This window comes from Spirosoma sp. (assembly GCF_026391055.1).
Lineage (GTDB): Bacteria > Bacteroidota > Bacteroidia > Cytophagales > Spirosomataceae > Spirosoma.
The window spans coordinates 59,467-83,589 of sequence record NZ_JAPLET010000031.1 but is presented as its reverse complement, the minus strand read 5'-3'; the positions used below and the strand labels follow the sequence as shown (position 1 = coordinate 83,589).

Annotated in this window: 22 protein-coding genes; 7 read left to right on the top strand and 15 right to left on the bottom strand. The window is 51.1% G+C overall.

Annotation, left to right across the window (positions count from 1 at the left end; all coding sequences use genetic code 11):
• Position 1: 1 nt before the first annotated feature.
• The 5 genes from NT073_RS32220 to NT073_RS32200 all read right to left on the bottom strand — a co-directional run bounded on the left by NT073_RS32220 (position 2) and on the right by NT073_RS32200 (position 5,406).
• Positions 2-466, bottom strand: a complete 465-nt coding sequence (locus NT073_RS32220; RefSeq protein ID WP_297382305.1) for a DinB family protein — start codon at positions 464-466, stop codon at positions 2-4.
• Entirely contained in the window at positions 466-3,474 is a 3,009-nt protein-coding gene (locus NT073_RS32215) for a glycoside hydrolase family 3 N-terminal domain-containing protein (RefSeq protein ID WP_297382303.1), read from the bottom strand. The genes NT073_RS32220 and NT073_RS32215 overlap by 1 nt, the downstream gene beginning before the upstream one ends.
• 101 nt (positions 3,475-3,575) lie before the next feature.
• Positions 3,576-4,256, bottom strand: coding sequence for a porin family protein (locus tag NT073_RS32210; RefSeq protein ID WP_297382301.1), 681 nt, complete (start codon positions 4,254-4,256; stop codon positions 3,576-3,578).
• 136 nt (positions 4,257-4,392) lie between these two features.
• Positions 4,393-4,797: a hypothetical protein gene (locus tag NT073_RS32205; RefSeq protein WP_297382299.1), complete on the bottom strand. Its 405-nt coding sequence runs from the start codon at positions 4,795-4,797 to the stop codon at positions 4,393-4,395.
• Positions 4,798-4,803: 6 nt separating this feature from the next.
• On the bottom strand, positions 4,804-5,406 hold the full coding sequence (locus tag NT073_RS32200) for a sigma-70 family RNA polymerase sigma factor (RefSeq protein ID WP_297382297.1): 603 nt from the start codon (positions 5,404-5,406) through the stop codon (positions 4,804-4,806).
• Positions 5,407-5,598: 192 nt separating this feature from the next.
• Between NT073_RS32200 and NT073_RS32195 the strand changes: the two genes are divergently transcribed.
• Both NT073_RS32195 and NT073_RS32190 read left to right on the top strand, forming a co-directional pair.
• Positions 5,599-5,874: a hypothetical protein gene (locus NT073_RS32195; protein WP_297382296.1), complete on the top strand. Its 276-nt coding sequence runs from the start codon at positions 5,599-5,601 to the stop codon at positions 5,872-5,874.
• Positions 5,875-5,915: 41 nt separating this feature from the next.
• Entirely contained in the window at positions 5,916-6,248 is a 333-nt protein-coding gene (locus NT073_RS32190) for a hypothetical protein (RefSeq protein ID WP_297382295.1), read from the top strand.
• A gap of 84 nt (positions 6,249-6,332) precedes the next feature.
• Here the strand turns inward: NT073_RS32190 and NT073_RS32185 are convergent, their stop codons facing one another.
• The 6 genes from NT073_RS32185 to NT073_RS32160 form a co-directional block, all read right to left on the bottom strand.
• Complete coding sequence (locus NT073_RS32185) at positions 6,333-7,520, bottom strand: DUF748 domain-containing protein (protein WP_297382292.1); 1,188 nt, start codon at positions 7,518-7,520, stop codon at positions 6,333-6,335.
• A gap of 84 nt (positions 7,521-7,604) precedes the next feature.
• Positions 7,605-8,378 carry a pentapeptide repeat-containing protein gene (locus tag NT073_RS32180; protein WP_297382291.1) on the bottom strand — a complete coding sequence of 258 codons (774 nt, stop codon included), beginning with the start codon at positions 8,376-8,378 and terminating at the stop codon, positions 7,605-7,607.
• Between the two features lie 304 nt (positions 8,379-8,682).
• Positions 8,683-9,831 (bottom strand): hypothetical protein, encoded by a 1,149-nt coding sequence (locus tag NT073_RS32175; RefSeq protein ID WP_297382289.1) that lies wholly within the window; start codon positions 9,829-9,831, stop codon positions 8,683-8,685.
• Positions 9,832-10,053: 222 nt separating this feature from the next.
• Positions 10,054-10,401 carry a hypothetical protein gene (locus NT073_RS32170; protein WP_297382288.1) on the bottom strand — a complete coding sequence of 116 codons (348 nt, stop codon included), beginning with the start codon at positions 10,399-10,401 and terminating at the stop codon, positions 10,054-10,056.
• A gap of 13 nt (positions 10,402-10,414) precedes the next feature.
• Positions 10,415-11,224, bottom strand: coding sequence for a PD-(D/E)XK nuclease-like domain-containing protein (locus NT073_RS32165; RefSeq protein WP_297382287.1), 810 nt, complete (start codon positions 11,222-11,224; stop codon positions 10,415-10,417).
• Positions 11,225-11,247: 23 nt separating this feature from the next.
• Positions 11,248-11,886 (bottom strand): hypothetical protein, encoded by a 639-nt coding sequence (locus NT073_RS32160; RefSeq protein ID WP_297382285.1) that lies wholly within the window; start codon positions 11,884-11,886, stop codon positions 11,248-11,250.
• 334 nt (positions 11,887-12,220) lie between these two features.
• On the opposite strand from NT073_RS32160, the gene NT073_RS32155 reads away from it, so the two are divergent.
• From NT073_RS32155 to galU, 4 genes are all read left to right on the top strand, one after another.
• The gene (locus NT073_RS32155; protein WP_297382283.1) at positions 12,221-12,586 is read left to right on the top strand and encodes an XRE family transcriptional regulator; all 366 of its coding nucleotides are present in this window, start codon (positions 12,221-12,223) and stop codon (positions 12,584-12,586) included.
• Positions 12,587-12,681: 95 nt separating this feature from the next.
• Positions 12,682-13,164: a hypothetical protein gene (locus tag NT073_RS32150; RefSeq protein WP_297382281.1), complete on the top strand. Its 483-nt coding sequence runs from the start codon at positions 12,682-12,684 to the stop codon at positions 13,162-13,164.
• A 160-nt stretch (positions 13,165-13,324) separates the two neighbouring features.
• Positions 13,325-14,320 (top strand): GHMP kinase, encoded by a 996-nt coding sequence (locus tag NT073_RS32145; protein ID WP_297382669.1) that lies wholly within the window; start codon positions 13,325-13,327, stop codon positions 14,318-14,320.
• An 80-nt stretch (positions 14,321-14,400) separates the two neighbouring features.
• Complete coding sequence (gene galU / locus NT073_RS32140) at positions 14,401-15,264, top strand: UTP--glucose-1-phosphate uridylyltransferase GalU (RefSeq protein WP_297382279.1); 864 nt, start codon at positions 14,401-14,403, stop codon at positions 15,262-15,264.
• Positions 15,265-15,364: 100 nt separating this feature from the next.
• On the opposite strand, the gene NT073_RS32135 is transcribed toward galU, so the two are convergent.
• Positions 15,365-15,766 carry a hypothetical protein gene (locus NT073_RS32135; protein WP_297382667.1) on the bottom strand — a complete coding sequence of 134 codons (402 nt, stop codon included), beginning with the start codon at positions 15,764-15,766 and terminating at the stop codon, positions 15,365-15,367.
• Between the two features lie 54 nt (positions 15,767-15,820).
• On the bottom strand, positions 15,821-18,793 hold the full coding sequence (locus NT073_RS32130; RefSeq protein WP_297382277.1) for a sialate O-acetylesterase: 2,973 nt from the start codon (positions 18,791-18,793) through the stop codon (positions 15,821-15,823).
• Between the two features lie 360 nt (positions 18,794-19,153).
• Between NT073_RS32130 and NT073_RS32125 the strand changes: the two genes are divergently transcribed.
• Positions 19,154-20,554, top strand: coding sequence for a sulfatase (locus NT073_RS32125; protein ID WP_297382275.1), 1,401 nt, complete (start codon positions 19,154-19,156; stop codon positions 20,552-20,554).
• An 84-nt stretch (positions 20,555-20,638) separates the two neighbouring features.
• On the opposite strand, the gene aspS is transcribed toward NT073_RS32125, so the two are convergent.
• Together aspS and NT073_RS32115 are read right to left on the bottom strand one after the other, a co-directional pair.
• Positions 20,639-22,408, bottom strand: coding sequence for an aspartate--tRNA ligase (gene aspS / locus NT073_RS32120; protein ID WP_297382273.1), 1,770 nt, complete (start codon positions 22,406-22,408; stop codon positions 20,639-20,641).
• A gap of 156 nt (positions 22,409-22,564) precedes the next feature.
• The gene (locus NT073_RS32115; protein WP_297382272.1) at positions 22,565-24,040 is read right to left on the bottom strand and encodes an amidohydrolase; all 1,476 of its coding nucleotides are present in this window, start codon (positions 24,038-24,040) and stop codon (positions 22,565-22,567) included.
• Positions 24,041-24,123 lie beyond the last annotated feature (83 nt).

Here is a 24,123-nt window from a genome sequence, read left to right as displayed (position 1 = left end):
GTTACACCCCCTTTGACGAACGCAGCCAGACAATAAAATCGGTGACGGGGGCTTCCTTAAGCATGGGCCGGATGAGCTGCACCACCTGCCCCCGGTGGTAGGCCGCGTGGTGGCTCATGTGGGTGAGTATCTCAAGCAGGGAACTCTGATAGGTAACCTCTTGGGAATTAGCATACTCAATCAATTTGGTAACCTCCGCTTCGTTGAGGGTCGATACATAGCCAGTAATCTGGCGGTGCTGACGCTCGGCGGTTTCGATCATCCAGCTCACTGGAATGTCTTCCCAGATGGCTACAAAGGCGTATTCATGGATTATCCGGCCGAACCAAACGTGTTGCGCCGACAAAATGTGTCCCATAACGGCCACCGCCCGCGACGGTGGATTGCGGAGGGTGTCGAGCGCTTCGATAACCCGCTGGTTGGCCCAAAGTTCATAATCCAGTAACTGAGTCAGATACTCTTTCATCACAGTCCACGTTTGGTTGCCTGATACAATGCTTCGACAATGTTGGTGCGGGTATTTAGATTGCCAAGTTTAGGGTTATTTCTCGTAGGATAAACGCGGTTGCACAAAAATATGTATGTTAAATTATAGGCTGGGTCGGGTTCAACCCAGACAAACGTGCCGGTATAGCCCGAATGCCCATAACTATCTTTCGTAGCTGACTTAGGCGCATTGCCTGTGTAGGCAAACGACGGTTTGTCGAAACCAAGCCCTCGCCGGTTGCCCAGCTCTGGAAATTGGTACCGGGTAAACTCGGCAATGGTCTTTTCGGAAATAAACCGCTGACCACCATAGCTTCCTTTCTGGCGATACATCTCGTAGACTTTCATCAAATCATTGGCATTGCCGAATAGTCCTGCGTGCCCCGATAAGCCGCCTAACATAGCCGCGCCCTCATCGTGCACACGCCCCCAGATGAGCGTTTTGCGGAACAGCGAATCGTACTCGGTAGGAACGATCCGGGTGAGCGGATAGAACCGGCGGGGCAGGAAGGTAAGTGTACTCGCGCCAAGGGGCTTGTAGAAGGTCTTTTTGAGATAGTCTTCGAAGTTCTCGCCGGTCAGTCGTTTCACGATCTGGGGGTACAGAATAAACGAAAGGTCGGAGTAGACATATTCCTTTTTCGCGTTCAGTGGGGAGTCTCTGATCTGCTCGAAAATCGTTTTCGGATAGTTTTTGAACTCAAACAGGCTGTCGGTCACCTCAATGGGGTACCGGCCAGAACGTTCTTTCTGAAAGGTTTTGGGTTTCCAGGAGCCATCCGGGTTTTTGGTGTCCATCCAGAACGGTATCCAGGCTCTCAGTCGGGCCTGATGTGTCAGCACATCGCGCCAGAGCAGATCGGCTTTGTTGGATTTCTTGAAACCGGGCAGGTAATCGGCCATTTTACCGTTCAGGTTGAACTTGCCGTCGTCGACCAGGTGCATGAGGGCAGGGGTGGAGGTACTCACCTTTGTTACCGAGGCCATGTCATACAAATCATCGAGCTGTACTGGCAGGGGTTCGGCTCCCAGCGAAGCATCGTAGGTGTGCTTGCCGTAGGCTTTCCGGAAAATCACCTTGCCATCTTTCGCCATCTGCACCACGCAACCCGGGAAAGCGCCCTGGCTGATGCCCACGTTTACCAGCGAGTCGACCTGTTGGGTGAGAAACTTGCTGCTGATACCCACCTCTTCCGGAATGGTATATTTCATCCGACCAATGGCTCGAACGGGCAGTCCATCACCCAGCCGGAACCGCTGGTTGACCGTAACGGGTAATTTTCCGGAGGCACCAATGGCCCCGAAAATCAACTGAGCCGACAGTTCTTCAGTATAGGGTGTCAGCTGGTACGGCATGACAATGGCCCGCGCCTGTTCGATGTTGCGGCTGGGCTGAGCGGTATCCATCGGAAAGGTCAGTTTGTCCAGCGCATACACATTGCCGAACACCGTAACGACCGCTTTACCGGTAGCTACCAGTTCGCCAACGATGCCCGCCGTTTTGGGTTGCAGACCGTATTTAACGGCGGGGCGGATATTGTTCAGGTGAACATCGACCAGAATCAGGTTGTAGTTGCTGAGCGAATCGCGGATCTGCGCCCAGGTCGAATCGGCCGATTTGGAGGTTACGTTGAAATGGTCGATTTGGGTGTAGTTGGACGCCATCTGCTGGAACGCCGTGATCTTGTCGCTCTCCACAGCTACTGACGCAATCCGGAGTGTGTCCAGGTCCTGTAGCGGAAGTACATTCCGGTCGTTCTTCAGCACCGTCAGGCTACGTTCGGTGAGCTTGCGGTTGAGTAGCTCGTCCTGAACCGGGTTCAGGTCTTCGACCAGGTTCTCCATTACAATGGGTTTGTAATTGTCCAATCCGGCCCACGCTTTTGCCTGGATTACTTTCAGGCAGCGGGCGTCGATGGAGGCCTGCGTAATTCGTCCGTCAATAATGGCCTGTTTAACCTGCGCCAATGCTGCCGGAACATCTTCGGTAAATTCGAGTACGTCCATTCCCGCTTCCAGACCCAGTTCATCGGCTTTGCCGGACGGGTAGAATTTGGTTACGGCCTTCATATTCATGGCATCCGAAAAGACCAGCCCTTTGAAGCCCAATTCATTCTTAAGAAGGTTGGTAACAATGGCAGGCGAGAGCGTTGAGGGGCGATTTCGGGTGGTATCGAGCGAAGGAATGTTGAGGTGCGCGATCATCACGCCCGTAGCGCCCGCCCTGATCAACTCCCGGAACGGATACAGTTCGAGCGAGTCGAGCTGTGCCCGGCTTTTAGCAATCAGGGGTAAGTCGTAATGGGAGTCGGTGCCGGTGTCGCCGTGGCCGGGAAAGTGCTTAATGCTGGTTAGCAGTTGGTTATCCTGCATGCCGCGCATGTAGGCCAGGGCTTTGCGGGCAACTGCGTATTTGTCTTCGCCGAACGAGCGGAAGTTGATGACGGGGTTGTTTGGGTTGTTGTTGACATCGACCGAAGGGGCAAAGTTCACGTGCATCCCCAGTCTACGCGCCTGTTTAGCCAGGTTGGCGCCCATCTGGTAGATGAGCGAATCGGAAGCGGCCCCCTGCATGGCGCCGAGGGTCATCTGATAGGGGTAGCGAACGGTACTGTCCAGACGCATGGCAATGCCCCATTCGGCGTCCATCGCAATGAGGAGCGGAACGGGCGAACCGGCCTGTAACCGATTGGTAAGCTGTGCCTGTCGAACGGGCCCGCCCTGAAACATGACGACGCCACCGAGTTTATTAGTCTGAACAAGCCGTATCAGCGAATCTTCATAGGCCGGTTTCCGGTTCGAGTACCCGGCCACCATAATCAGCTGGGCAATACGGTCGCCGGGGGCCATGTTCGTAAACACCGAATCGGCCCAGCAAGCCTGGCGGGCATTGAGTTTAAGGAAGGAGGGCGATGTTGTTTGCGCAAAGGTCGTTACGGACAGAAAAACGCTAACTAAACTAAAAAAAACAGACCGACAGAAGGGCATGAGCAAGTGAATTGGGTCGTGATAGGCCAAAAATACAAAAAAGTGTCCTCGCTATTTCATTAAAAGAATAGCGAGGACACTTGCGTAAAGGCGCGAACCAACTACCGGCGGTAGCGGCTGCGGTATTCGGGACCAACACCAAAACCGTAGCCTAGGGTTAGTGTAACGGTTGAGTTGTTTATATTCTGACCGTCATTGAGGGTAATGTCGCTCAGACCGTAGCGGTAGCGGGCGTCGATCAGAAACCGCTGACGCTCGCCCAAGCCTTTGAAGTTAAGCTGAAAACCAGCGATAAGGCCTAGATCCATAGCGCGGTAGGCATCGGTATTGTCGCGGTCCGCCTGGCTGATGCCTCTCTCAAGGATATCAGTCCGTTTAGCATTCAGCTTAAAACCGAGCGACGGGCCAAAGAATACGTTGGGGCGAAAATTGCCGTTCAGCGTTAGGAAATACCGCAGCGCAACCGGGATTTCTAGGTAATTGATATGCTGTGTGTAGGAGTTTACCGGATTGCTGTTTGGGTCTTTGTGCTTAGCACCCATTTGCGAGTAAAGAATATCACCCGAAATGCCAAAATGATTTAACGAACTGTACATCAGAAAGGCTCCGGCAGTTACACCGGGCTTCATGGTGTAGTCTCTGGCGTCCATGCCAAATGTGGATAAATTTAAGCCAACGCGTGGCCCCGCACTAAACCGTTGCTGGGCAAAACTGCCTGATAAACAGCCAGTAACTAAGATAAACGATAGGGTGATAGCACGTAGTGAATTTGCGCGAAACATAGACTATACAATAAGTTGATATGTCCCGTTAACGTGCAGGGTTTTGTAAATGTTTTAGCCAATTGACCGAATGGCCGGTTTTTTATGCACTTTTTGCCTTCAATTCGACCGAAACATGTACCAGTGAATAAACTCATCAGGACATATAATACCAACTGGCTGTTGTTGAGGGCAGGCTAGTGGTTACTGGATTTGTGGGCTTTAGTTTAGGCTTTGGCGGGTGCTTCGGTGCAAAAAAGATGAAGTAAATAGCCATTGCCAGCATGAACAGAATGGCGGCCGTGGTGGTAGCGATCCAGAGCGGCCAGAGTCGCTTCTGATTTGCCGATGCGTGAATACGCTCGTGAAGCGCATCCCGCAGCCCGGCCAGTTGCTCGGCTGTAGGCTGGGCGGTACCCTGCTGCATGGCTTCCAGCCCCGCCAGTGCATCGGCATAAAACGGGTTTTCGAGCAGCAGTCGCTCCACCCGGTAACGTGCCGGGCCGTTTAACTGCCCAGACTGGTAGGCCCGTAACTCATCAAAAGTTAGTTGATCGATCATTGTTCCTTACTTACTCATACAAATTTTCAACTTCCGACGCCCATTTTGCAAATAACTTTTCACCTGTTTTAAGTCGTAACCAGTCAGGTCGGCCACTTCGGTATAGGTTTTTCGTTCCAGGTAAAACAATCTCAGACAGGTTTGCTGCTCTGAAGGTAGTGTTTGCAGACAGGTTTCCATCAGGGTCAGGTCTTCTTCCAGTTCCGCTCGGTCTTCGTCATCGGCCGGAAGCCGCATAACCGGCTCGTCGTCCAGGTCGGCCCCGTTACCGTTCACCAATGTGGCTTTAGGATGAGCCTGTTTTTTTCGCAGTTGCATTAGGCAGTAATTACGCGCTACACTATGAAGCCACGGCCCAAACTGTTGTACGTCGTGTTTGCGAAGGTCGGTCACCAGTTGTTCAAACAGGTTCATGACGGCATCCTTGGCTTCGTCCTCATCGCGCAGGTAATTGAAACAAACGGCATACACCAGATCCATATACTGCTCATAGAGTTCACCCAGCACCGCCAGATCGCCGGTAGTGCGGTAGGTAGTAATATAATCTGCCGGGTCGTTGCGGGAACGTTCCGGGCCGGGCCGGGACTTACGAAACAGTTTAAGAAACATACTTTGCTGGACTGCTTATCCGGTAGATGCAGAAACCGGCGAAATTCCATAATCAATCGGTAACTCCTTTACTAACAACGACCTGTATGGCCAATGACGTTGCTGAACGGGCTCACTTACTCATTAACCCGACATAGGTATAACCAATTGTCGGCTCAGGTCGTTACAAAGGCATACAAACTCAACGAGATTATGAAACGGTTCTTGTTTGGCTTACTGGCTGTGGCTCTGAGTACAGGAGCCTATGCACAAAGTAATCAGTCGCCTACAATGCAGCAGTCGACCTCAACGACCGATACGCGACAGGCGAATCCGGCGCAGCCGAAGGTTAAAATGAATCGGCAGCAGCGGGCTAAGATGGCAGCGGGTATGGACTCGACCTTACCTAAAAACCGGAAGCAACGGCGGCTGCCACCCGATTCGCTACGGCGGGGAGGAGCTACCAAGGTTGATAGCGTTCGGCGGTAGTTATCGGTATAGCATGTTCAATGAAAACTCAACAAAACGTTATGATGAAACTAGTGATAGGTGTCATGCTGTTGGCCACGACGGCAATGGCTCAGACAACACCCAAAGGATCAACAGCAGGATCGAGTTCACCGAAATCGACGACGGCGAATGCGACCAAACCCAAAGCCATGTCGACCGCATCCGCGCGATCGAACAAACCCATTCCTCCGCCATCGCACAAGGATAATATGGAAAGCAAAGACAATGCGATTCCGTCCTACAAGATGGAAAAGGACGCGGGTGTTCAAAAGACCCGAAACCGTTACGCACCGCGCCGAACCGACTCCGGCGCCCGGAAGGATACCCTAATTGACAGAAGAAAAAATCAATAGTAATATAACGTGAATGCGGGCTTAAACAACTTGTTTTTCGGCCCGTATTCACGTTAGTATAGGTACCAACCATCCTAGTCGGTACTACTTTTTCTCGCGTTCGGCCTTTCGCTTGGCCCGTTTTGCTTTGCGTTCAGCTTTTCGCTCGGCTCGTTTCTCTTTCCGTTTGGCCTTCCGTTCCGCCCGTTTCTCTTTAAAATCTTCCTTTACATTTTTGAGCGCGTCGCTCAGGGTGATGTTGTTGTCGAACTCTCCTTTAAAAGCTTCGATATACGCATTGCGTAATACGCCAAAAATAGTTGGCCAGACAAACGTTTCAATGTTATCGACTGTGCCACTCAGCGGCACACGAGTGGCTACCTGATCGTGTTTCTGGTTTTTAAGGATGGCGGTTCCACCTTGGGCCAATAGTTCGGTAAAGAAGCGCCCCACCGAACGCCCTTCGTGCTCGTTGAGCTTAAAAATCTGCATCCCCTTGGTGAGGGGCTTGAGGTAGCCATTCAGCTTGCCATTGAGCATCGCCATCTCACTGTACACACTAACTGTTCCCCGCTCGAAGTCAAGATTGGCATACTCCTTTGCCAGCGGGTTGAGTTTTACCAGTTGAAGATCGCTGAATCGGAGGTTATAGTCGAAATCGGGCATCTCTTTCAGCAGATTCATATTTGCCGAAAAATTCATGGTGCCGCCGTAGCCCGGGACATCGCCCGACGCCACAACCGGCGAGGGGAGTTTCTTGTTCTGATCTTCAACATTCCGGATGTTCCGGATTTCGCCCTGTAATTTTTGAATGGACAGATCGGCGCGGGGCTGCGTAATCAGGCTCGTCAGATCGACCCGGCCATTGAATACCGCGAAACGGTTGATGCTGATGGGCAGCAACTTTTTTAAGTAAGCGGTCCAGTCTACGTCGGCCCCGGTCTGGCTGCTGGCTTCGCTTTCGCTGAATGCAAAATTCACTTCGGGTTCGTAGCATTCCACTTCACTGACCAGTTTCCCCTTGAACAGCGACTTCCACTCGACGGATAAATCGGTTTTAGGAATGTAGATAAACGGCTCTTTTAGCTTGCCATTAACCTTGCGGATACGCAGCCCGTCAATCTGATAAGCACCCCGAATGAGCTGAATATTAATATCTTCGACATGGCCCGTATAACTTCCCATGTCGGCCAGTGTCTTGTTGACATACCGTAGCACAAAGTAAGGCAGCAACAGGCGGGCAATGATCAATAGAACGACAAGCGCAATGAAAATTTTAGTAGCTCGTTTCAAAACGTTGAGTGGTTGGTATAACGTTTTGATAAACTCAATAATAGACCTATAAGGTTTTGAAAACCTTATAGGTCTGGTAAACAGTTACCTACCGTTCGGCGAGAACTTGCGTCCGTCGAGGGTAGTGTATTTAAAGTCGGTAGAGCCGCTAAACCGGGTATCGTCGAAATTTGTACCACGGGGCAGGTGTGTGTATTTGAAATCGGCGGTGCTGTTGAAGCGAGCCTGACTGAAATCCACACGCTCATCGAACTTTGTGTACTTAAAATCGGCGTACCGCTCAAAAGCTACTTTTCTGAACGACGACGACTCATCGAATTTGGTGTACTTGAAGTCGGCGTAGTCGCGGAAGGTAGAGCCGGCAAAATCGGCTTCGTTACGAAATTTGGTGTATTTGAACAGCGCCCCATTCCGGAAGGTGTTGTTGGTAAAAATAGCCCGCTGGCTGAACAACGAGTATTTAAAGGCCGCATCGTCTTCAAACTGGCAGCCGTCGAAGGTAACGGCTTCGGCGAAGTCTGTATTATAAACGATGTTGCTTACCTTGATAAGCCGCCGGTCCTGATCTTCTGTCCGGTAGGCCAGTACTTTGCCCGTAAAGGTGCAGTTCTTAAACGATAATGGTGCTTCAACCACACTCAGATACTGACGCGAATCGCCCCAGTTGCCTTCCCGTGACTCTTTCCGGTTGGCTAAGTTAGTCAGGTCGATGTCGCCACGAATGGTAGCATCCTGATAGGAGACACTTTCTTTCCGGTTTATTTTGTCGATAATATCTTTAGCGTCAATGGTTTTCTGGGCCAGCGCAGGAGCCAGAGCCGCAAGGGCGAACAGCAGTGGGAGGAGAATAGCTTTCATGTGTTTCTGGAATTTCAGGTGACTTTTCATGAAAGATGCAGACTGGCGGAGAAAGGTTGCACGGGACCACATACAACTTATCACCCGACAAAACCTCACCCAACTCGCTACCGGCGCCCCAGGTACCAGCCCCCGGTCAGCAGAAAGGCATTGATGCCGGCCTTATCACGACGAAAGAAACGAGCGCGCCGAGTCGGGCGGGCCGCAGGAGTGGCCCAAAGAACTGGCCGCGCGAATGCAGACGATTCGAACGTTTGTTCGCAGGAAGGTTCGCCCGTGAGCGTTGTGCAGGTGGATGCTCAGTTCAGATTAATTCGTCGTCGTCCTCATCATCTCGAACGGGGCTGGAGGGCGCAGATACGTACGGGTTAGGGGAAGGCGGTGCGCCTATGGCTATTTTTGCATAATTATAGATAAAATCCTCACGATACTGATCACCATCATCCCAGCCCTCACCCACATAACCAGCGTCAACGGTTACCAAACCAACCGGAAGCCCCGTACTTCGATCGGTTTCCAGAAGCTTTTTAAGATCTTCCAACGCTTTGTTGCACTTTTCACCTTTACCTTCAAGTTCTTTAGCCGTGGCTACTTCTCCAACTCTGTAGACCGTTAAGGGATGTGCTTCCAGTACTTTTTTCATTTCTTTTTTCCAGCCTTTTCCTTGTTTTTCGAATGTTTCATAAGCCTTTTTGTAAGTGTAGTACCACTCACGTATATAGTTCTTTTCTACTACTAAGCCCCTGGCGGCTATCATTTCTCTCAAGAGGGTTAACGCTTTTCTTGGTTTCGGAGCAAGCTTACTATCCAAAAGTGTTTGAGGATCGAAGCCCATTTCTATTCCCACGTCAAATACGGAGCGCTTGAATGCGTGAGCGAGTAGATGGGGTCCCTGATCCGTTCTTTGCCGCTTTCCATCTACAGGCGGCTTCAGATAACCATACGCAGTAGAGGCACGTTCCTCATCGAAATGGCTACGACCATAGTTCTTGGGCCGTTTCCTTGAAGTAGCCCGATCCATTGAACTACTCCACTTTTCGCCAAAAGAATAATAATCGCCTGAAGCTTGACTATACTTGTCGTTTTTATCTGGCGTGATGCCCTCAGCGGTACAATAATCTTCTGGTGAAGCATGTGTTGTATTACCATCATCGGGGTATTCTTTTTGCCAGGCCGAACCCGTATACCGCCAAATAGTTCGCTGGACAACGGGTTGCGGCCCGACTGGATTTTGAGCCCTTTTCCGTTGTACCGGACTTGTGGCTACTACCTGTTTGGCAGCTTTTAGCTGTTGAAGGCGAGGGCTGGTGTTGACCATGTCCTGAACCTTCAGTTGAGCAGCAGATTTAGCGGGGCCACTTTTTAACTGGAAGGGGTCACTCTGTTGCCGTGTAAAATCCGTACCAACAACAGGATTTTTACCGTTTTTTATTTTTGAAACTCTATTTCTCATTGCTCATGATTATAGAGCAATTATATGTATTTTGGTGTTTAAAGTATAGTTAGGCAGGGCTTTATGTTTAATTTTTTTTGCAGAAGACAGGTAAACCAGTAACGATACCGTAAAATGCATACCATGAGTCATTCCAAATTCACGTTAAACTACTAAGTGGCTGTCGCACGAGTTGTTTCGCGACAGCCACTTACTACTTAAAAACTTATAACTCAGCCAACCTCACTCAACCCACATCACCTTGTCATACGCTATTTCGTAGTCCATTTCCTGGAGGGGGGTAAGGCCGACGAAGTGGCCGGTTTCGTTGGTTTGGATGGCGTTCCACAGGCCCGACGCATCCCGCAGCAGCAACCGGTAGCCATAAAGCGGATGCAGGGTGTTGCCGTCTGTCCGATGGTCCCAGCCCGTTTGGAGTTCAATAGCAAAGGCAATGCGATCCATTACCTCACTCATCTGACCCGCCAGACTATCGGCGCCGTCCAGTTCTTCAATCCACAGTACCAGCCCATCGGTACCCCAGTCAAAGTGGAGTTCGGCAGGGGTAAGGGTTATAATGGAAGCGTTCATAACGATTGTTGATTTAGGCAATCATACTCCAGGCAGGAGCCATTGGCTGCTCCGCAACCTGCTCATCCCGCCATTTTCGGAGCCAGAAGCGGTATTTCTTCCGGCCGTAGTCGATAAATCCCGGAATCGACGTGGCGTCAACGGCAAACAGGCGATAAGGGCTTTGCTTCATGATACCAACAAACACAAATCGAAATTGCTTCGTTGTGTGCCATTCCCGACTGTCGGCATGACGCAGACTGTCCAGGTAAAAAGCTGCCTGCCGGTCGTAGTCGTACGTGTAGCAGGATTCCAGAAACTGCGCCTGTGTGCGGGCCGACGTTGTTTTTAAGTCAATAATAAGCGCATTCCGACGCTTGGGACTTGTGTACACCATATCCAGACGGGCTTTGCAGGCCACGCCGGTTGTTGGTTCTGTCGACAGTACAATCCGTTCCCGCTCCGAAATTCGTAGATAACGCCGACAAAAAGCGTCCTGCCGAATGGTTTGCATCAGGGTCTGTAACTGCTTTTCCTGAGCGGGGGCCAACGTATTAAGTTCCGGACGGCCCGAGGGGTCAACCAGATCAGGCAGCAATTGCGCCAGTACGGTGCCCACCGTTTCGGGTTCGAGCAGGTGCTGGTGAAACGCCCGGCCAAATGCCTTGGCTTTTTCGGGAATAAACCGGGCCGAGGGCACCGACCAGTATCCCAGATGTTCTTCCTTGAGCCGGGTCAAATCCGAATTCGATATCCTGGGCAGCGCCCGGTAGTCGTCACCCAGTGTATCGCCACCCAGTGTAAAGAGTGGCTGTTGTGCCGTTGTCAGCAATTGAGAAATCATAAGCGAACAGAATAAGGATGAAATTATCCGGCGGCCAGTAAAACAGGCTCATCTACAGGGTTGGCAAAAGGATTATAGTAGTTCATAGCCGTTTTGATGTTAGCAATGTCCGTCAGGGTTTCCTGCCGAAAAACCTTAACCTCCTGCGCAAACTGTTTCAACTCCTTTGTTTTTTCAACATCAGCCATTTTGTAGGTGAAGTTGGCGATGTAATACACCCCTTTGGGCTGAATCTTGTTATTCTCTTTTTTCTCGGCTACGGCCGTAATCACTACGTCGGCCAGCGTCAGGTCATCGTAATAAAGCGGTTCGATGAGCCGGAAAATATTGTCGACCGAGTAACCGTGAAAAAGCACCGCTGATACACAGTTTTTCTCGTCGATAAAGAAAATTTCTGCCCAGTTTTTGGTACCCATATTCAGAATATTATCCGTAAAAATCCGCCAGGCAATTGGCTGAAACGTGAGCGTCCGACCAAGCTTTTCGTTCCCGTTGATATTGAAGACACCTTCCTTCGCGTCGAACCGATATTGTCGGGGGTGTCCTTCCAGATATTTATATCTATTTACAACTTCGCCGGTCAATTCATGAATCTTTTGATACGGTTTAAGTGAACTACCGCTTTGAATTGTCTCGATTTGGCTTTTGTTTTGTGTGTTCATTAGTATTTGTTGTTTACTGTTCAAGCAGGGGGCCCATTTTGAGGTCCCTTTTGCCTTTTTAAGGGGTCGTGTTTACTGACTTAAAGTTACACAAAACTGTGTAAAAAACAAGCCCATTTTATAAGTAATTCATACCCCTGAAGGCATCCGGAACAGGCTGAACTGGTTAGAGTCCATTAGGCTGAAAAAGTTCCTCATAGGGCTGCTTTTGGCGCTTATTTTGCCGATTTATCGGTCGCCAGCGGGAACTTTGGGAAAAGGTGAATCCGTTTCTAGTACATCCAGCCCATTTAGCCTGCATTCCTGTTTATTTTTACATAGAAAAGTGTAAGTCATGACCATTCATCTCCGGCTTCAGCAACTAATTGATTCGCTTGGCATCAGCGTTCTTGAATTCGCCAGACAGTTAGGCGAACACCGGGGCGAAAAAGTTTATCATATTTTACACGGTCGGTTAAAACCCCGTTACGATACCCTCGAAAAGATTCTGGTAGCCTATCCGCAGGTGAATGGCGACTGGCTGCTGCGGGGCGAAGGACTGATGTTTAAAGTGCTGAGTTCGCCTTCGGCCGCTATCACCACCGAAGAACGATTGCGGAATATGGAATTCCTGCTCTTTCAACTGAACGAGCGGATAGCCCTGCTGCAACAAACCAACGATCAACTGCTGGCGGAGATGAAAAAGTCAGTAAGTCAGTAAGCGGCTTACTGACTTACTGACTAAAAAGACTTACTGAGTTACTAAAAACAACACTCCCTGTTTCTGGGTTATAGCGTAAAATAACACTTAACGCTATGGCAACTACATCACCATTCGATCCCGACAAACTCGATCCTGATTTCTATTCGAAAGACCCTAACCAGCATGGCGATTCCGACTATGGTCGTGAGTCGGAAGGGGTTGGTACGAACCAGATCGGCACAACGTCAGGTATGGATATGGATACCGAGAACAGGAACCAGACCCACGATACCCGCGAAAGCAATACGGGAGTAGGCAGGGTAGGCGAACCACTTGGCGAAAGTCTTGGCGGAACTCAGGAATGGGACGTCGATGCCGATGCCATCTCAGAAGCACCTAAAGGCCGTATGATGAGCGATGAAGCGGCCAAAAAATTGAGCGAAGTGGCTGAAAACCCATCGGATGATGCCTTGCTTCACCGATCTGACGCAACGTATCTGGAAGAGGGTGATGACCCGAACAAAGGATATGATCCGCATAACGTTGGTTATACTGGAAAAGACAAGGAAAGCGTGCAGAAAGACGATGTCAAGTAGTCACTTATTTTAAACAATCAATATACGTGAGCGACCGGAAAGTAAACCGGTCGCTCTTTTATTATCCTGTGAACGACGCATTCTATTTTAGGATGCCAATTCTTTCGTAAACTTGTCGCTTAATCAATTAGCCAGCGGAGATAAGCTTCGCTATACTGTTTTGCTCATCGAAACCCGCGCTTATGCTCGGGCGGGCCTGCTAGGTAACCCGTCCGATGGATTTTTTGGTAAAACCATTGCGATCACCGTCCGGAATTTTGGAGCGTCTGTTACGCTTTACCCGTCGCCCGAACTGCACATTGAACCCCAGCCGCAGGATACCAACGTATTTCGAAGTCTGCACCATTTGCGCGATTCGGTGAGTATGCTTGGGTACCACGGAGGAGTGCCGCTTTTAAAAGCTGCTGTTAAAAAATTTGCGGAATACTGCGAATCAGAACATATCCGGCTTCCCAATCAGAATTTTTCGATTCGCTACAACACGTCCATCCCCCGGCAGGTGGGTCTATCCGGTTCCAGTGCCATTATTGTGGCTACGTTTCGAGCGCTTATGCAGTTCTATAATGTAGAGATTCCACTGCCGGTATTACCCAACCTGGTACTGGCTACCGAAGCAGAAGAACTGGGCATTACAGCCGGGCTTCAGGATCGCGTTATTCAGTGTTATGAGGGATGCGTGTACATGGATTTCGAGCGCGAAACGATGGAACGCCAGGGATACGGCCAGTATGAACCCCTCGATTCACGGCTGCTGCCCAAACTGTACATTGCTTACAATACCGATCTGGGCAAACAATCCGGACGAGTACACAACGACGTTCGGGCGCGGTGGCTCAAAGGCGAGCCCATTGTGGTCGACACCATGAGCGCCATTGCCAACGTAGCGCGTGAAGGTCGGGAGGCCATGCTAAATCAGGATACCAAGCTACTGAACGACCTGGTTAACCGTAATTTCGATTTGCGGTCTCAGATTTATACCATCACCGACCGAAACCGTAGTTTAATCGAAACGGCCCGTGCCTGTGGCGCATCAGCATCCTTTACGGGTTCAGGTGGTTCAATCATCGGTCTTTATCGCGACGACGCCATGCTCAACCGGCTCTTTGTCGAACTGAAAAAAATAAATGCCCGAGTTATCAAGCCTTATGTAGTTTAATTATGAGTGATTGAATGCCTCAATGATCGAATAGCTGACGCAAAAATCATTGAAGCATTCAATCATTCAATCATTCAGAAATGATCAAGAAAGCCGTTATCCCCGCTGCCGGACTTGGAACCCGGTTTTTGCCAGCCACCAAGGCTCAGCCGAAAGAAATGCTCCCGATTATTGATCGCCCCACGATTCAGTATGTGGTGCAGGAAGCCGTTGATTCGGGCATTGAAGACATACTTATCATTACGGGTAAAGGCAAGCGAGCCATTGAAGACCACTTCGACCGCAACTACGAACTCGAAATGCGGCTCGAAGAAAAGGAAGACCAGTTGCTGCTCGACGAGATGCGTCGTCTATCCGACATGGCAAACCTGCACTACGTGCGTCAGCGGGAACTGAACGGCCTGGGCGATGCCATTCGCTACGCCCGTCACCATGTAGGCAATGAACCCTTTGCCGTGCTTCTGGGCGACACCATCATGGACTCGGTAATTCCGGTTACCCAGCAATTGATCGACACCTATGCGCAGTTCGGCGGCTCGGTTATTGCCGTAGAGGAAGTCCCCCACGATAAGGTGAACCGGTACGGTATTGTAGGCGGCAAATCGCTGGGCGACCGGATTTTTGAACTCGATACGCTGGTCGAAAAGCCGTCGGTCAGTGAAGCCCCGTCGAATCTGGCCATTGCCGGTCGGTATATACTGACCCCCGAAATTTTTGCTATGCTGGAACAAACGCCGGTTGGTAAAAACAACGAAATTCAATTGACGGATGCCATGCTGCTATTGCTGAAGCGGGAGAACTTGTACGCCCACCGCATTGAAGGCAAACGCCACGACATCGGCAATAAACTTGATTTTCTGAAAACAACCGTCGAGTTTGCCCTCAAGCGCCCCGAATTCGCTGACAAGTTTCGGGCGTTCCTCGAAGAAATTGTAAAGAAGTAAAAAACAGCCCCGTGATGAACGGGGCCTTTTTTTTGGGATATGTCTGAGCCAGGCTCTGGCCTGGCCTTTTAAATTAGACCTTATAGATTTGGTTGACTACTTACCTCAGGCGTAAGCTAATGGACGCTTCATCATCCTCCCCTTTAGAAAATCCATTGCCCGGTGTCGAACCGGAGTCTGCTTCACGCATGGCTAAAATCTGGGCCTTCAGCGTGCCGCTACCCGTGGCTTGCCAGTTGAGCATGATTGTAGCCAACTGGCCCGAAGCTAGCTGATTGATATACCTTTTGTAAGTCTGCGCATCTACCTGTACCCAGCCCGATTGGCTGGCCGGAAGAGCCACTCCGTTGGGCAACACCACCTGTACCAAAATTGACGAAGCCGATGCCCCACCGCCGTTGCTGACCGTCAGGCTGGTGCTGATGAGGTTCGACGAGGTTGGGGTAAGCTGGACATACGTAAGTCGACCGTAACAGGCTACAAAAGGATCCTGCTTATGCAGTTCGGTTCCCTAACCTGTATTAAGCAATAATTATATTTTTTATGTATTTATAGATTACTTAATCCGCAGGCTCAACCGGGCCTCATCATCTTCGCCTTTCGTGTAGCCATTGCCCGGTGTGGAGTCGGTGTCAGAAGGTGACGCGCCAGCTACCTGAGCTTGCAGTGTGCCCGCCTGGGTTATCTTCACCACGAGCACCCTTGTGCCTGTGCTACCTGCTGCAATGGACCCAATGGTACCGCTTACGGTTTGCCCGTTGACCGTAAGCCCCTCTGTTGTCGTTAATTGCCAGCCCGTAGGTAAAAGTGCCTGTACGGATACATTCGTCGCATTTGCCCCGCCCGAATTGCTTACAGTTAAGGGAATGTTTACGACCTGATTGGCTGAAACTACCAGCGAGTTGGTAGCAATGGCCAGACTCAAATCGGCTTTGGTATTGTCCGCTGGGGGTTGGCTGGACTGAACGGGGGGTAGGGGTACCTGGCCTGGATTGGGGGATACGCTGATGAACGCACCAGAATCGGGTGTACGCAAATCGACGGTGGCTTCGTCATCCTGTCCATCGCCAGTACCCGAATTGGGCTGGCTGTCGGGGTCGAACTGATTGCTGGCCGTAATTTGAGCAGACGTAAAAAAGGTACCGTTTTTGGTAGGTTTAACCCGAAACGTAAACGATTTGCTGGCTCCATTGAGCAGATTGCCGGCATTGATGGATACAGTGTTCGCGGCTGTACTAATGGCTCCCGATGCCGCATCTACAAAATTCATCCCATCGGGAAGTATGCTGCTTGCTTTTACATTTGTCGCGTCCATTGGCCCTGCGTTGGTTAGTACAACCGTTAACGTAACGGGCTGACTGGTCAACGATGCCCGGTTACTGATGGCCATTTGCATGGACAGATCGGCCCCGGCACAAATGGAAAACGACTGGCTGGGAGCGCTGGCTACCGCCGGATTGCTGGCTACAACCCGAATACGGTAATTAGACCCCACAGGAAGCGTTGGCGACAGGTTGACCGCAATAGGGCTGGTTGTTCCGGTGCCAATGGTTGTTTCATTGGTAAACGAGCCGTTGGCGTCCGACAATTTGACACTGAAAACATTGCCCGTCTGCGGGGCACTTTCGGCGACGTCGACGGCTACGGCAAAAGAGCCAACCAGACACGGCGTTACCGAGTTGGTGATGGTAAGCACTGGCGGAACAGCGCCAATGGGCTCCATGGGATAGTATAGAATATTCCGACCGTCGAGTAACGTCAGTTCATACCATAAGCCCGGCCCGGTACTGCCCTGCCGACGTATCGAAAAACGGTATCTCCCTGGAATTACGCCACCAACTCCTCCAGCAATAGGCGGGTAATTACGGATATAGTTGAAGTCAGCGAATTGATCATAATCAGGTGCCTGAGAACTGGGAGGAGCAAGGTGCCAGTCAGAATCATTGAAACCGCTGCCGTCTAGACTCTGCAATCGAACTTCTACCGGCGAAGTAGCCTGAATCAGCCCGTAAAATGAATGGGAACCTGTTTCATAACGATACCCAAAACGTCTGATGGTTGTATCGGCCGTTCCTCCACTAACGGGTAGTCGCTGTATAGGGGGCTGAGGTCGGGGGGTGGCATCCTGCTGCACATTGAATGGTTCGCCCAAGGTGCCCAGCACAACGGGATGAGTAGAGCGGGTACGTAGACGATATTGCCCGTTTGCCAGTACAAACGGTAGCACCATCGAGATCGGATTATCGGTAGTTGGACTGGATTCCTGCATCAGCATCCCATCACTGGCGCGAATAATCTGGGCAACATATTGATTGTCTGATTCATGCGCATCACTGCGGACAGAAGCAACCGCAATCGTCTCGCCCGGCCGTCGGGTAAGGGGTATGGTGTAACCGCTCGTAATCAGCGACGCCGAGTCGGTTGGCATAACGGGAAGCGCATTTTGAAAAAAGGAGGCTGTCAGGCTCTCATCCCAGGCACTGGCAAACCGATAGAGCCCATTGCCGCCAAAATGCAGATCGTCGAATCGGTTGTCGGGGCCGGTAATGCCATCGGTAGCGGGCCCGGCAAAGACATTAAATACATTGCTGATAAGCTGGTTCTGTGCTGCGATAACAGAGGGACTGGTTTGCCCAAAAATATAACTTGCCCGTGAAACACTCCAGGCCAGGGGTTTCCCGCCAAGCTGCTGCCGACTTTTTTCAATGACATATTTAATGTTATCGAAATATGTCTGTGTTGACGAATGAAGATCACTTTCTCCCTGATGCCAAAGAACAGCCCGGGCCCCGGTTCGGGTAACATAATGAAGTAAAACCGCCCCCATTCGCCGATAAACGGCTGAATTACGACCGGTGCCCATATTACCAGCTGCGGATTGCTGCCAGTCGGCGCTGCTGGTCCCGCCTAGGGCCGCGCCTAAAAACAGGATGGGGACATTAAGTCGCTGGGCAAGTTTATCGCCTAAAATGCTGTAAATGTGGGGCGGCTGGCTGGGGCCAATGCTGGTGCCATAACTGATGTGGCTGAATTGTAAAGGAATCAGCTGCTCACTGAGGCTATCCTGCCGAAAATCGACGCACATGACCCGGTCATCTACAGAACTGGGCGGCCGTTGAAACCCGCCTTCGGCATTCGACTGCCCGGCAATAATAAACACCTCGCCCACACCGACGCGGTTGACCTGGGTTTGGGCGGTGATGGTTCTTCCCGACCGAGACCGCACATCCAGTCGGTACCAGCCTGCCGATACAGTCACCTGCCCATGAAAGGCCGTCGACTGAGGGAGAAATTTCAAAGGCGTCCAGTCCGTAACATTTCCCTGACCAACGGCCATCGGGACAAAACGAGCTTCTATGGTTGTTGCTGAAGAAGAGGCAATTCCGGTTATACTAACACTGGCTTCATTTGCTAAATTGCGCTGGAAGACCATTCTGGGTACAGGGCTGGTGATGGTGAGTTGTGAGAACGCCAGACCAGAGAAAAATTGCAAGACAATAACCCCAATCCATCGGAAAGGAAATGGCATAAACGAAAAGTTAACAGTTGTATAGATTGTATAAAGCGTAGTAAAAAGTCTGTCTGATGTATTTTTTGGTAAAATCGAATTATCAACAAAGCAGACATAAGTATAGATAGAAACAGAATTGGTTTATAAAACGGCCAATAAGTTTCATAAATATATTAGGAGTTAACCTAGTATTCGTTAATTATTCATTAAAGAATACACATTTATTTTTGCATGATCATTAGCCTGAAGTCATTATTGAGTAGTATCCTGGCATTGCTTTGGGCGATATATACTGTGTTTTGCAACACTAAACCGACCCATTTCACCAGCAGTTCTGGGCAGAAAGCAAGGGCTGCAGACAGTCGGCCAAACATTGTTTTGATTGTTGCCGATGACCATGGCCGGGAGGTTTTAGGCTGCTATGGGGCACCTACTGTCAAAACGCCACACATCGATCAGTTAGCCGCCGACGGGGTGCGCTTTTCAAATGCGTTTTGCACAACAGCCAGTTGTAGTCCCAGCCGCTCTGTGTTATTGACGGGTTTGCAGAATCATACCAATGGAATGTATGGCCTTGAGCATCAGGAACACCACTTTGCTTCCTTTGATACCGTACAGTCACTGCCCGTTCTGCTTGAAAAGGCTGGATACCGCACCGCCCGAATTGGAAAACTGCACGTAGCGCCGGAGAAGGTATACCATTTTCAACAGGTACTCAAAGGGGGTGGAGTAAACGATCCGGCCTCTATCGGCCGAAGTCCGGTCGAAATGGCCCGCTTCTGTTATCCTTTTCTGGAGGCCAAAGTATCAGCAGACCAACCGAGCGCAACTCAATCGAACATAACTCAGCCCTTCTTTCTTTACTTTGCCACGGATGATCCGCACCGCAGCAACACAGTGGCAGTCGATGGATCGCCGGTGTTTGACGGGACAAAACCGAATGTATTCGGGAATCGGCCGGGAGGGTATCCGCAGGTGGGCGACCATTTCTATCAGCCTCGGGATGTACGCGTGCCGGCGTACTTACCCGACACAAAAGCGTGCCGGGCCGAGCTGGCACAGTATTATGAAGCCATCAGCCGACTGGATGCGGGTGTTGGCCGACTGATCGACTACCTGAAAGACACTGGACAGTACGATAATACCCTGATTGTTTATCTGTCAGATAATGGCGCACCTTTCCCGGGAGCAAAAACAACTCTGTACGAACCGGGTATGCGGTTACCATGCATTGTCAAGTTGCCAATACCCAAAAAACGGGGATTTGTTCAGGATGCGATGATTTCCTGGGCCGATATAACACCTACACTCCTGGCTTTTGCCGGTGTCCAGCCCGGAAACTCGCCGAAGCAGGGGCGCTCCTTCAAAGACATTATCGAGCAGGAACAGGTAACGGGTTGGGATGAAGTATATGCCTCGCACTCGCTGCACGAAGTGACCATGTATTACCCCATGCGGGTGGTGAGGGAACGCCGGTATAAACTGATTTACAACATTGCCTATCAACTGCCTTTTCCCATGGCGCTCGACTTATACCACTCCTTTACGTGGCAGGATGTGCTCCGGACGCAGCAGCAATTGTACGGCAAACGAACGGTGAACGCCTATGTGCATCGCCCGCGGTTCGAATTATACGATCTCCAAACGGACCCGGATGAAGTGAAAAATCTGGCCGCTAATCCCAAATTCAAAGCGGTGTTGGCCCGAATGCAAGCTAAGCTCAAACGGTTTCAGCAGCAAACCCGTGATCCCTGGATGAGCAAATGGGACGTTGAGTGAAGTACGTAAATACTACCCCAAAACGTAGTAACCACAGAGGCCACAGAGCAAGAAAACTCTGTGGCCTCTGTGGTTAAATCTATTTTACTTCGCTATCGTTGCAATTTTCAGTTCGTTCAACTGCGCTTGTGAAATAACAGAAGGCGAATCGATCATGACATCGCGGCCCGAGTTGTTTTTCGGGAAAGCGATAAAGTCGCGGATGGAGTCGGCCCCGCCGAAGAGCGAACACAGGCGGTCGAAACCAAAGGCAATACCGCCATGTGGAGGAGCGCCAAACTCGAAAGCATCCATCAGGAAGCCGAATTGTGCTTTTGCTTCCTCGTCCGAGAAACCCAGAATGCTGAACATACGGGCCTGCAAATCGCGGTTGAATATCCGGATGGAGCCGCCACCCACTTCGGTACCGTTAATAACCAGGTCATAGGCGTTGGCTCGAACGGCACCCAGATCGGTATCCAGTAACGGGATATCTTCTGGTTTGGGCGATGTGAACGGGTGGTGCATGGCGAACCAGCGATTTTCCTCCTCGCCAAACTCCAGCAGCGGAAAGTCGAGCACCCACAATGTACTGAACACGTTCGGATCGCGAAGACCCAGTCGGCTGCCCATCTCCAGGCGCAGCTCGCTCAGTTGCTTCCGGGCTTTGGCACAATCGCCTGAAACGATCAGCATCAGGTCGCCGGGTTTAGCCCCGAAGTGAGCGGCCCAGGCTTTCAATTCAGTCTCGGAATAGAACTTGTCGACGGACGATTTCAGGGTACCATCTTCGTTGTACCGGACATAGATGAGACCTTTAGCACCAATTTGCGGACGTTTGATCCAGTCGGTGAGTTCATCGAGTTGTTTGCGGGTGTAGTGCGCGCAGCCCGGTGCATTAATGCCCACAACCAGTTCGGCCGAGTCAAATACGCCGAAGCCTTTACCCGAGGTCATATCGACGGTGTCGAAGGTACCTTTCAGTTCAACGAATTCCATGCCGAAGCGCGTGTCTGGCTTGTCGGAGCCGTAAAACTTCATGGCGTCGGCATAGGTCATGCGGGGAACCGAAGCCATGTCGATGCCCTTAACGGCCTTGAACAGGTGGCGAACCAGCCCCTCAAACATGTTCAGAATATCTTCCTGCTCCACAAACGACATTTCACAGTCGATTTGGGTGAACTCCGGCTGACGGTCGGCGCGGAGGTCTTCGTCCCGGAAACATTTGACAATCTGGTAATACCGGTCAAAACCAGATACCATCAGTAACTGCTTAAACGTTTGGGGCGACTGGGGCAGGGCATAAAATTCGCCGGGATTCATGCGGCTGGGTACCACAAAATCCCGTGCGCCTTCGGGCGTCGATTTAATCAGAACCGGCGTTTCCACTTCAATGAAGTCCTGCCCATCCATGTATACCCGCGTTTGCTGAGCCATACGGTGGCGGAGTTCGAGGCTCTTGCGAACGGGATTCCGGCGTAAGTCCAGATACCGGTATTTCATACGAAGGTCATCGCCCCCGTCGGTTTCGTCTTCGATGAGGAAAGGGGGCAGTTTGGCGGGGTTCAGCACCTCCAGCGAGGTTACTTTCAGCTCAATGTCGCCAGTTGGAATATTCGGATTTTTCGATTTCCGTTCGATAACTGTTCCCGTAGCTTTCACCACAAATTCGCGGCCGAGGGAGCGGGCTGTCGTGAACAGTTCAGGGGCTGTTTGGCCGTCTTCGAGTAAAAGCTGGGTAATGCCGTAGCGATCACGGAGGTCAATCCATAGAACACCGCCTTTATCGCGGATGGTTTGAACCCAACCGCAAAGAGTGGCTGTGGTGTTGTGGTCAGTCAGGCGGAGTTCTCCGCAGGTGTGCGTCCGAAGCATTAGGTAAAGAGCGAAAGAGTGAAAGAGTGAAAGAGCGAAGCGTGTCGACGGGTACGGTTCCGCTCTTTCACTCTTTCACTCTTTCGCTCTTTGAATTCTGCCGCAAAGGTAACAATTCAAACCTATAAGGTTTTAAAAACCTTATAGGTTTAGTCGTCACTTCCGGTAATCCAATGCCGGTTTTCGATCGCCGAGCAGGGCTTCGTATTTAAAGTCGGCACCACGCTTCTGAATCCATTCGGCGCGGGCTTTCTCGATGAGGGCGGGCGACTTATACAAATCCAGCGCTGTCAGGGCCAGCGTCTTGGCGGCTACGATCATGCCTTTCTGACCAATACTCATGCCACTGGCCGCCGTCGACTGCCAACTGTGAGCTGATGAGCCCGGTACCCAGGTGGCCGTCGACAGCCCAACCGTTGGTACTGTCCAGCTTACATCACCCACGTCTGTAGAACCACCACTGGTAGCACTCTCCGACGCGTCACGAAAATCTTTCACCAGCGCAGCATTAGTAATAGGCACTTTCTGTTCGCCAAATGTTTCGCTGATCTTTTCGGCAAAGGCGGTTTCTTCAGGTGTGTATTTCACGCCACCAACGGTCTTCAGATTCTGGTGCATCACTTCGGCCAGTGTTACGTTGGGTAACAGGTTGAAAACCCCGCCCAGTACTTCCCACTCCACTTTGGTGCCTGTGCCTTTGGCAGCTCCTTCGGCTGCGTTTTCAATCCGTTTCCAGACACTTTGCAAAATGTCGCGGTCTTTGTGTCGGGCGTAGTAATAGACTTCTGCAAATGCCGGCACCACGTTGGGTGCCTCGCCCCCTTTGGTAATGACGTAGTGAATCCGGGTATCCTGCGGAATGTGTTCACGCATCATGTTAACCATGTAGTTCATAGACTCGACCCCATCCAGTGCCGACCGGCCACGCTCGGGCGAAGCGGCTGCGTGGGCGGCAATGCCCCGGAAACGGAATTTGGCGTTCTTATTAGCCAGCGATGTACCGGCATCGGCGGCATTCTGCGAACCTGGGTGCCAGTGCAATACCACATCGACATCGTTGAACAGCCCTTCGCGCACCATGTATACTTTGCCCGCACCGCCTTCTTCGGCCGGGCAACCATAAATTTTGATCGTTCCTGAATGTCCTGACGATTTGAGCCAGTCTTTCATTTCAACCGCAGCGGCCATAGAGGCCGTGCCGAACAGATTGTGGCCACAGCCATGCCCGCCACGCTGCCCCTGAATGGGGGTGAAATCAGGTTTGGCTTCAGTAGCCAGTCCGGGCAGGGCATCGTACTCACCCAGAATACCGATAACCGGTTTGCCGGTACCGTAGGTTGCCACAAAGGCTGTCGGAATACCCGCCACGCCCGTTTTTACGTCGAAGCCCTCCTTTACAAGCTGTTCTTCCAGCAGTTTCGAGCTTTTTTCTTCCATATAGCCCAACTCGGCAAAGTCCCAGATTTTTTTGGAAATACCGGCGTATTCGGGCGAGCGCTTGTCCAGATTGGCAATAATGGCCTGTTTGTCTTTGTCAGGCCCGGCGGGTGCAGCGGTTTTCTTGTTTCGGCCGGATTGGGCGAAAACCAGCACGGGCAGTAGCAGTGCTGCTGTGAGGAGTTGTGTTTTCATGCGGGTGTATTCAGTAATCGGGAGTGAGAATCGATAAAAATAGGCGAAAAACATAAGCCCGGCAATGCTGTCGGTGCAATGTT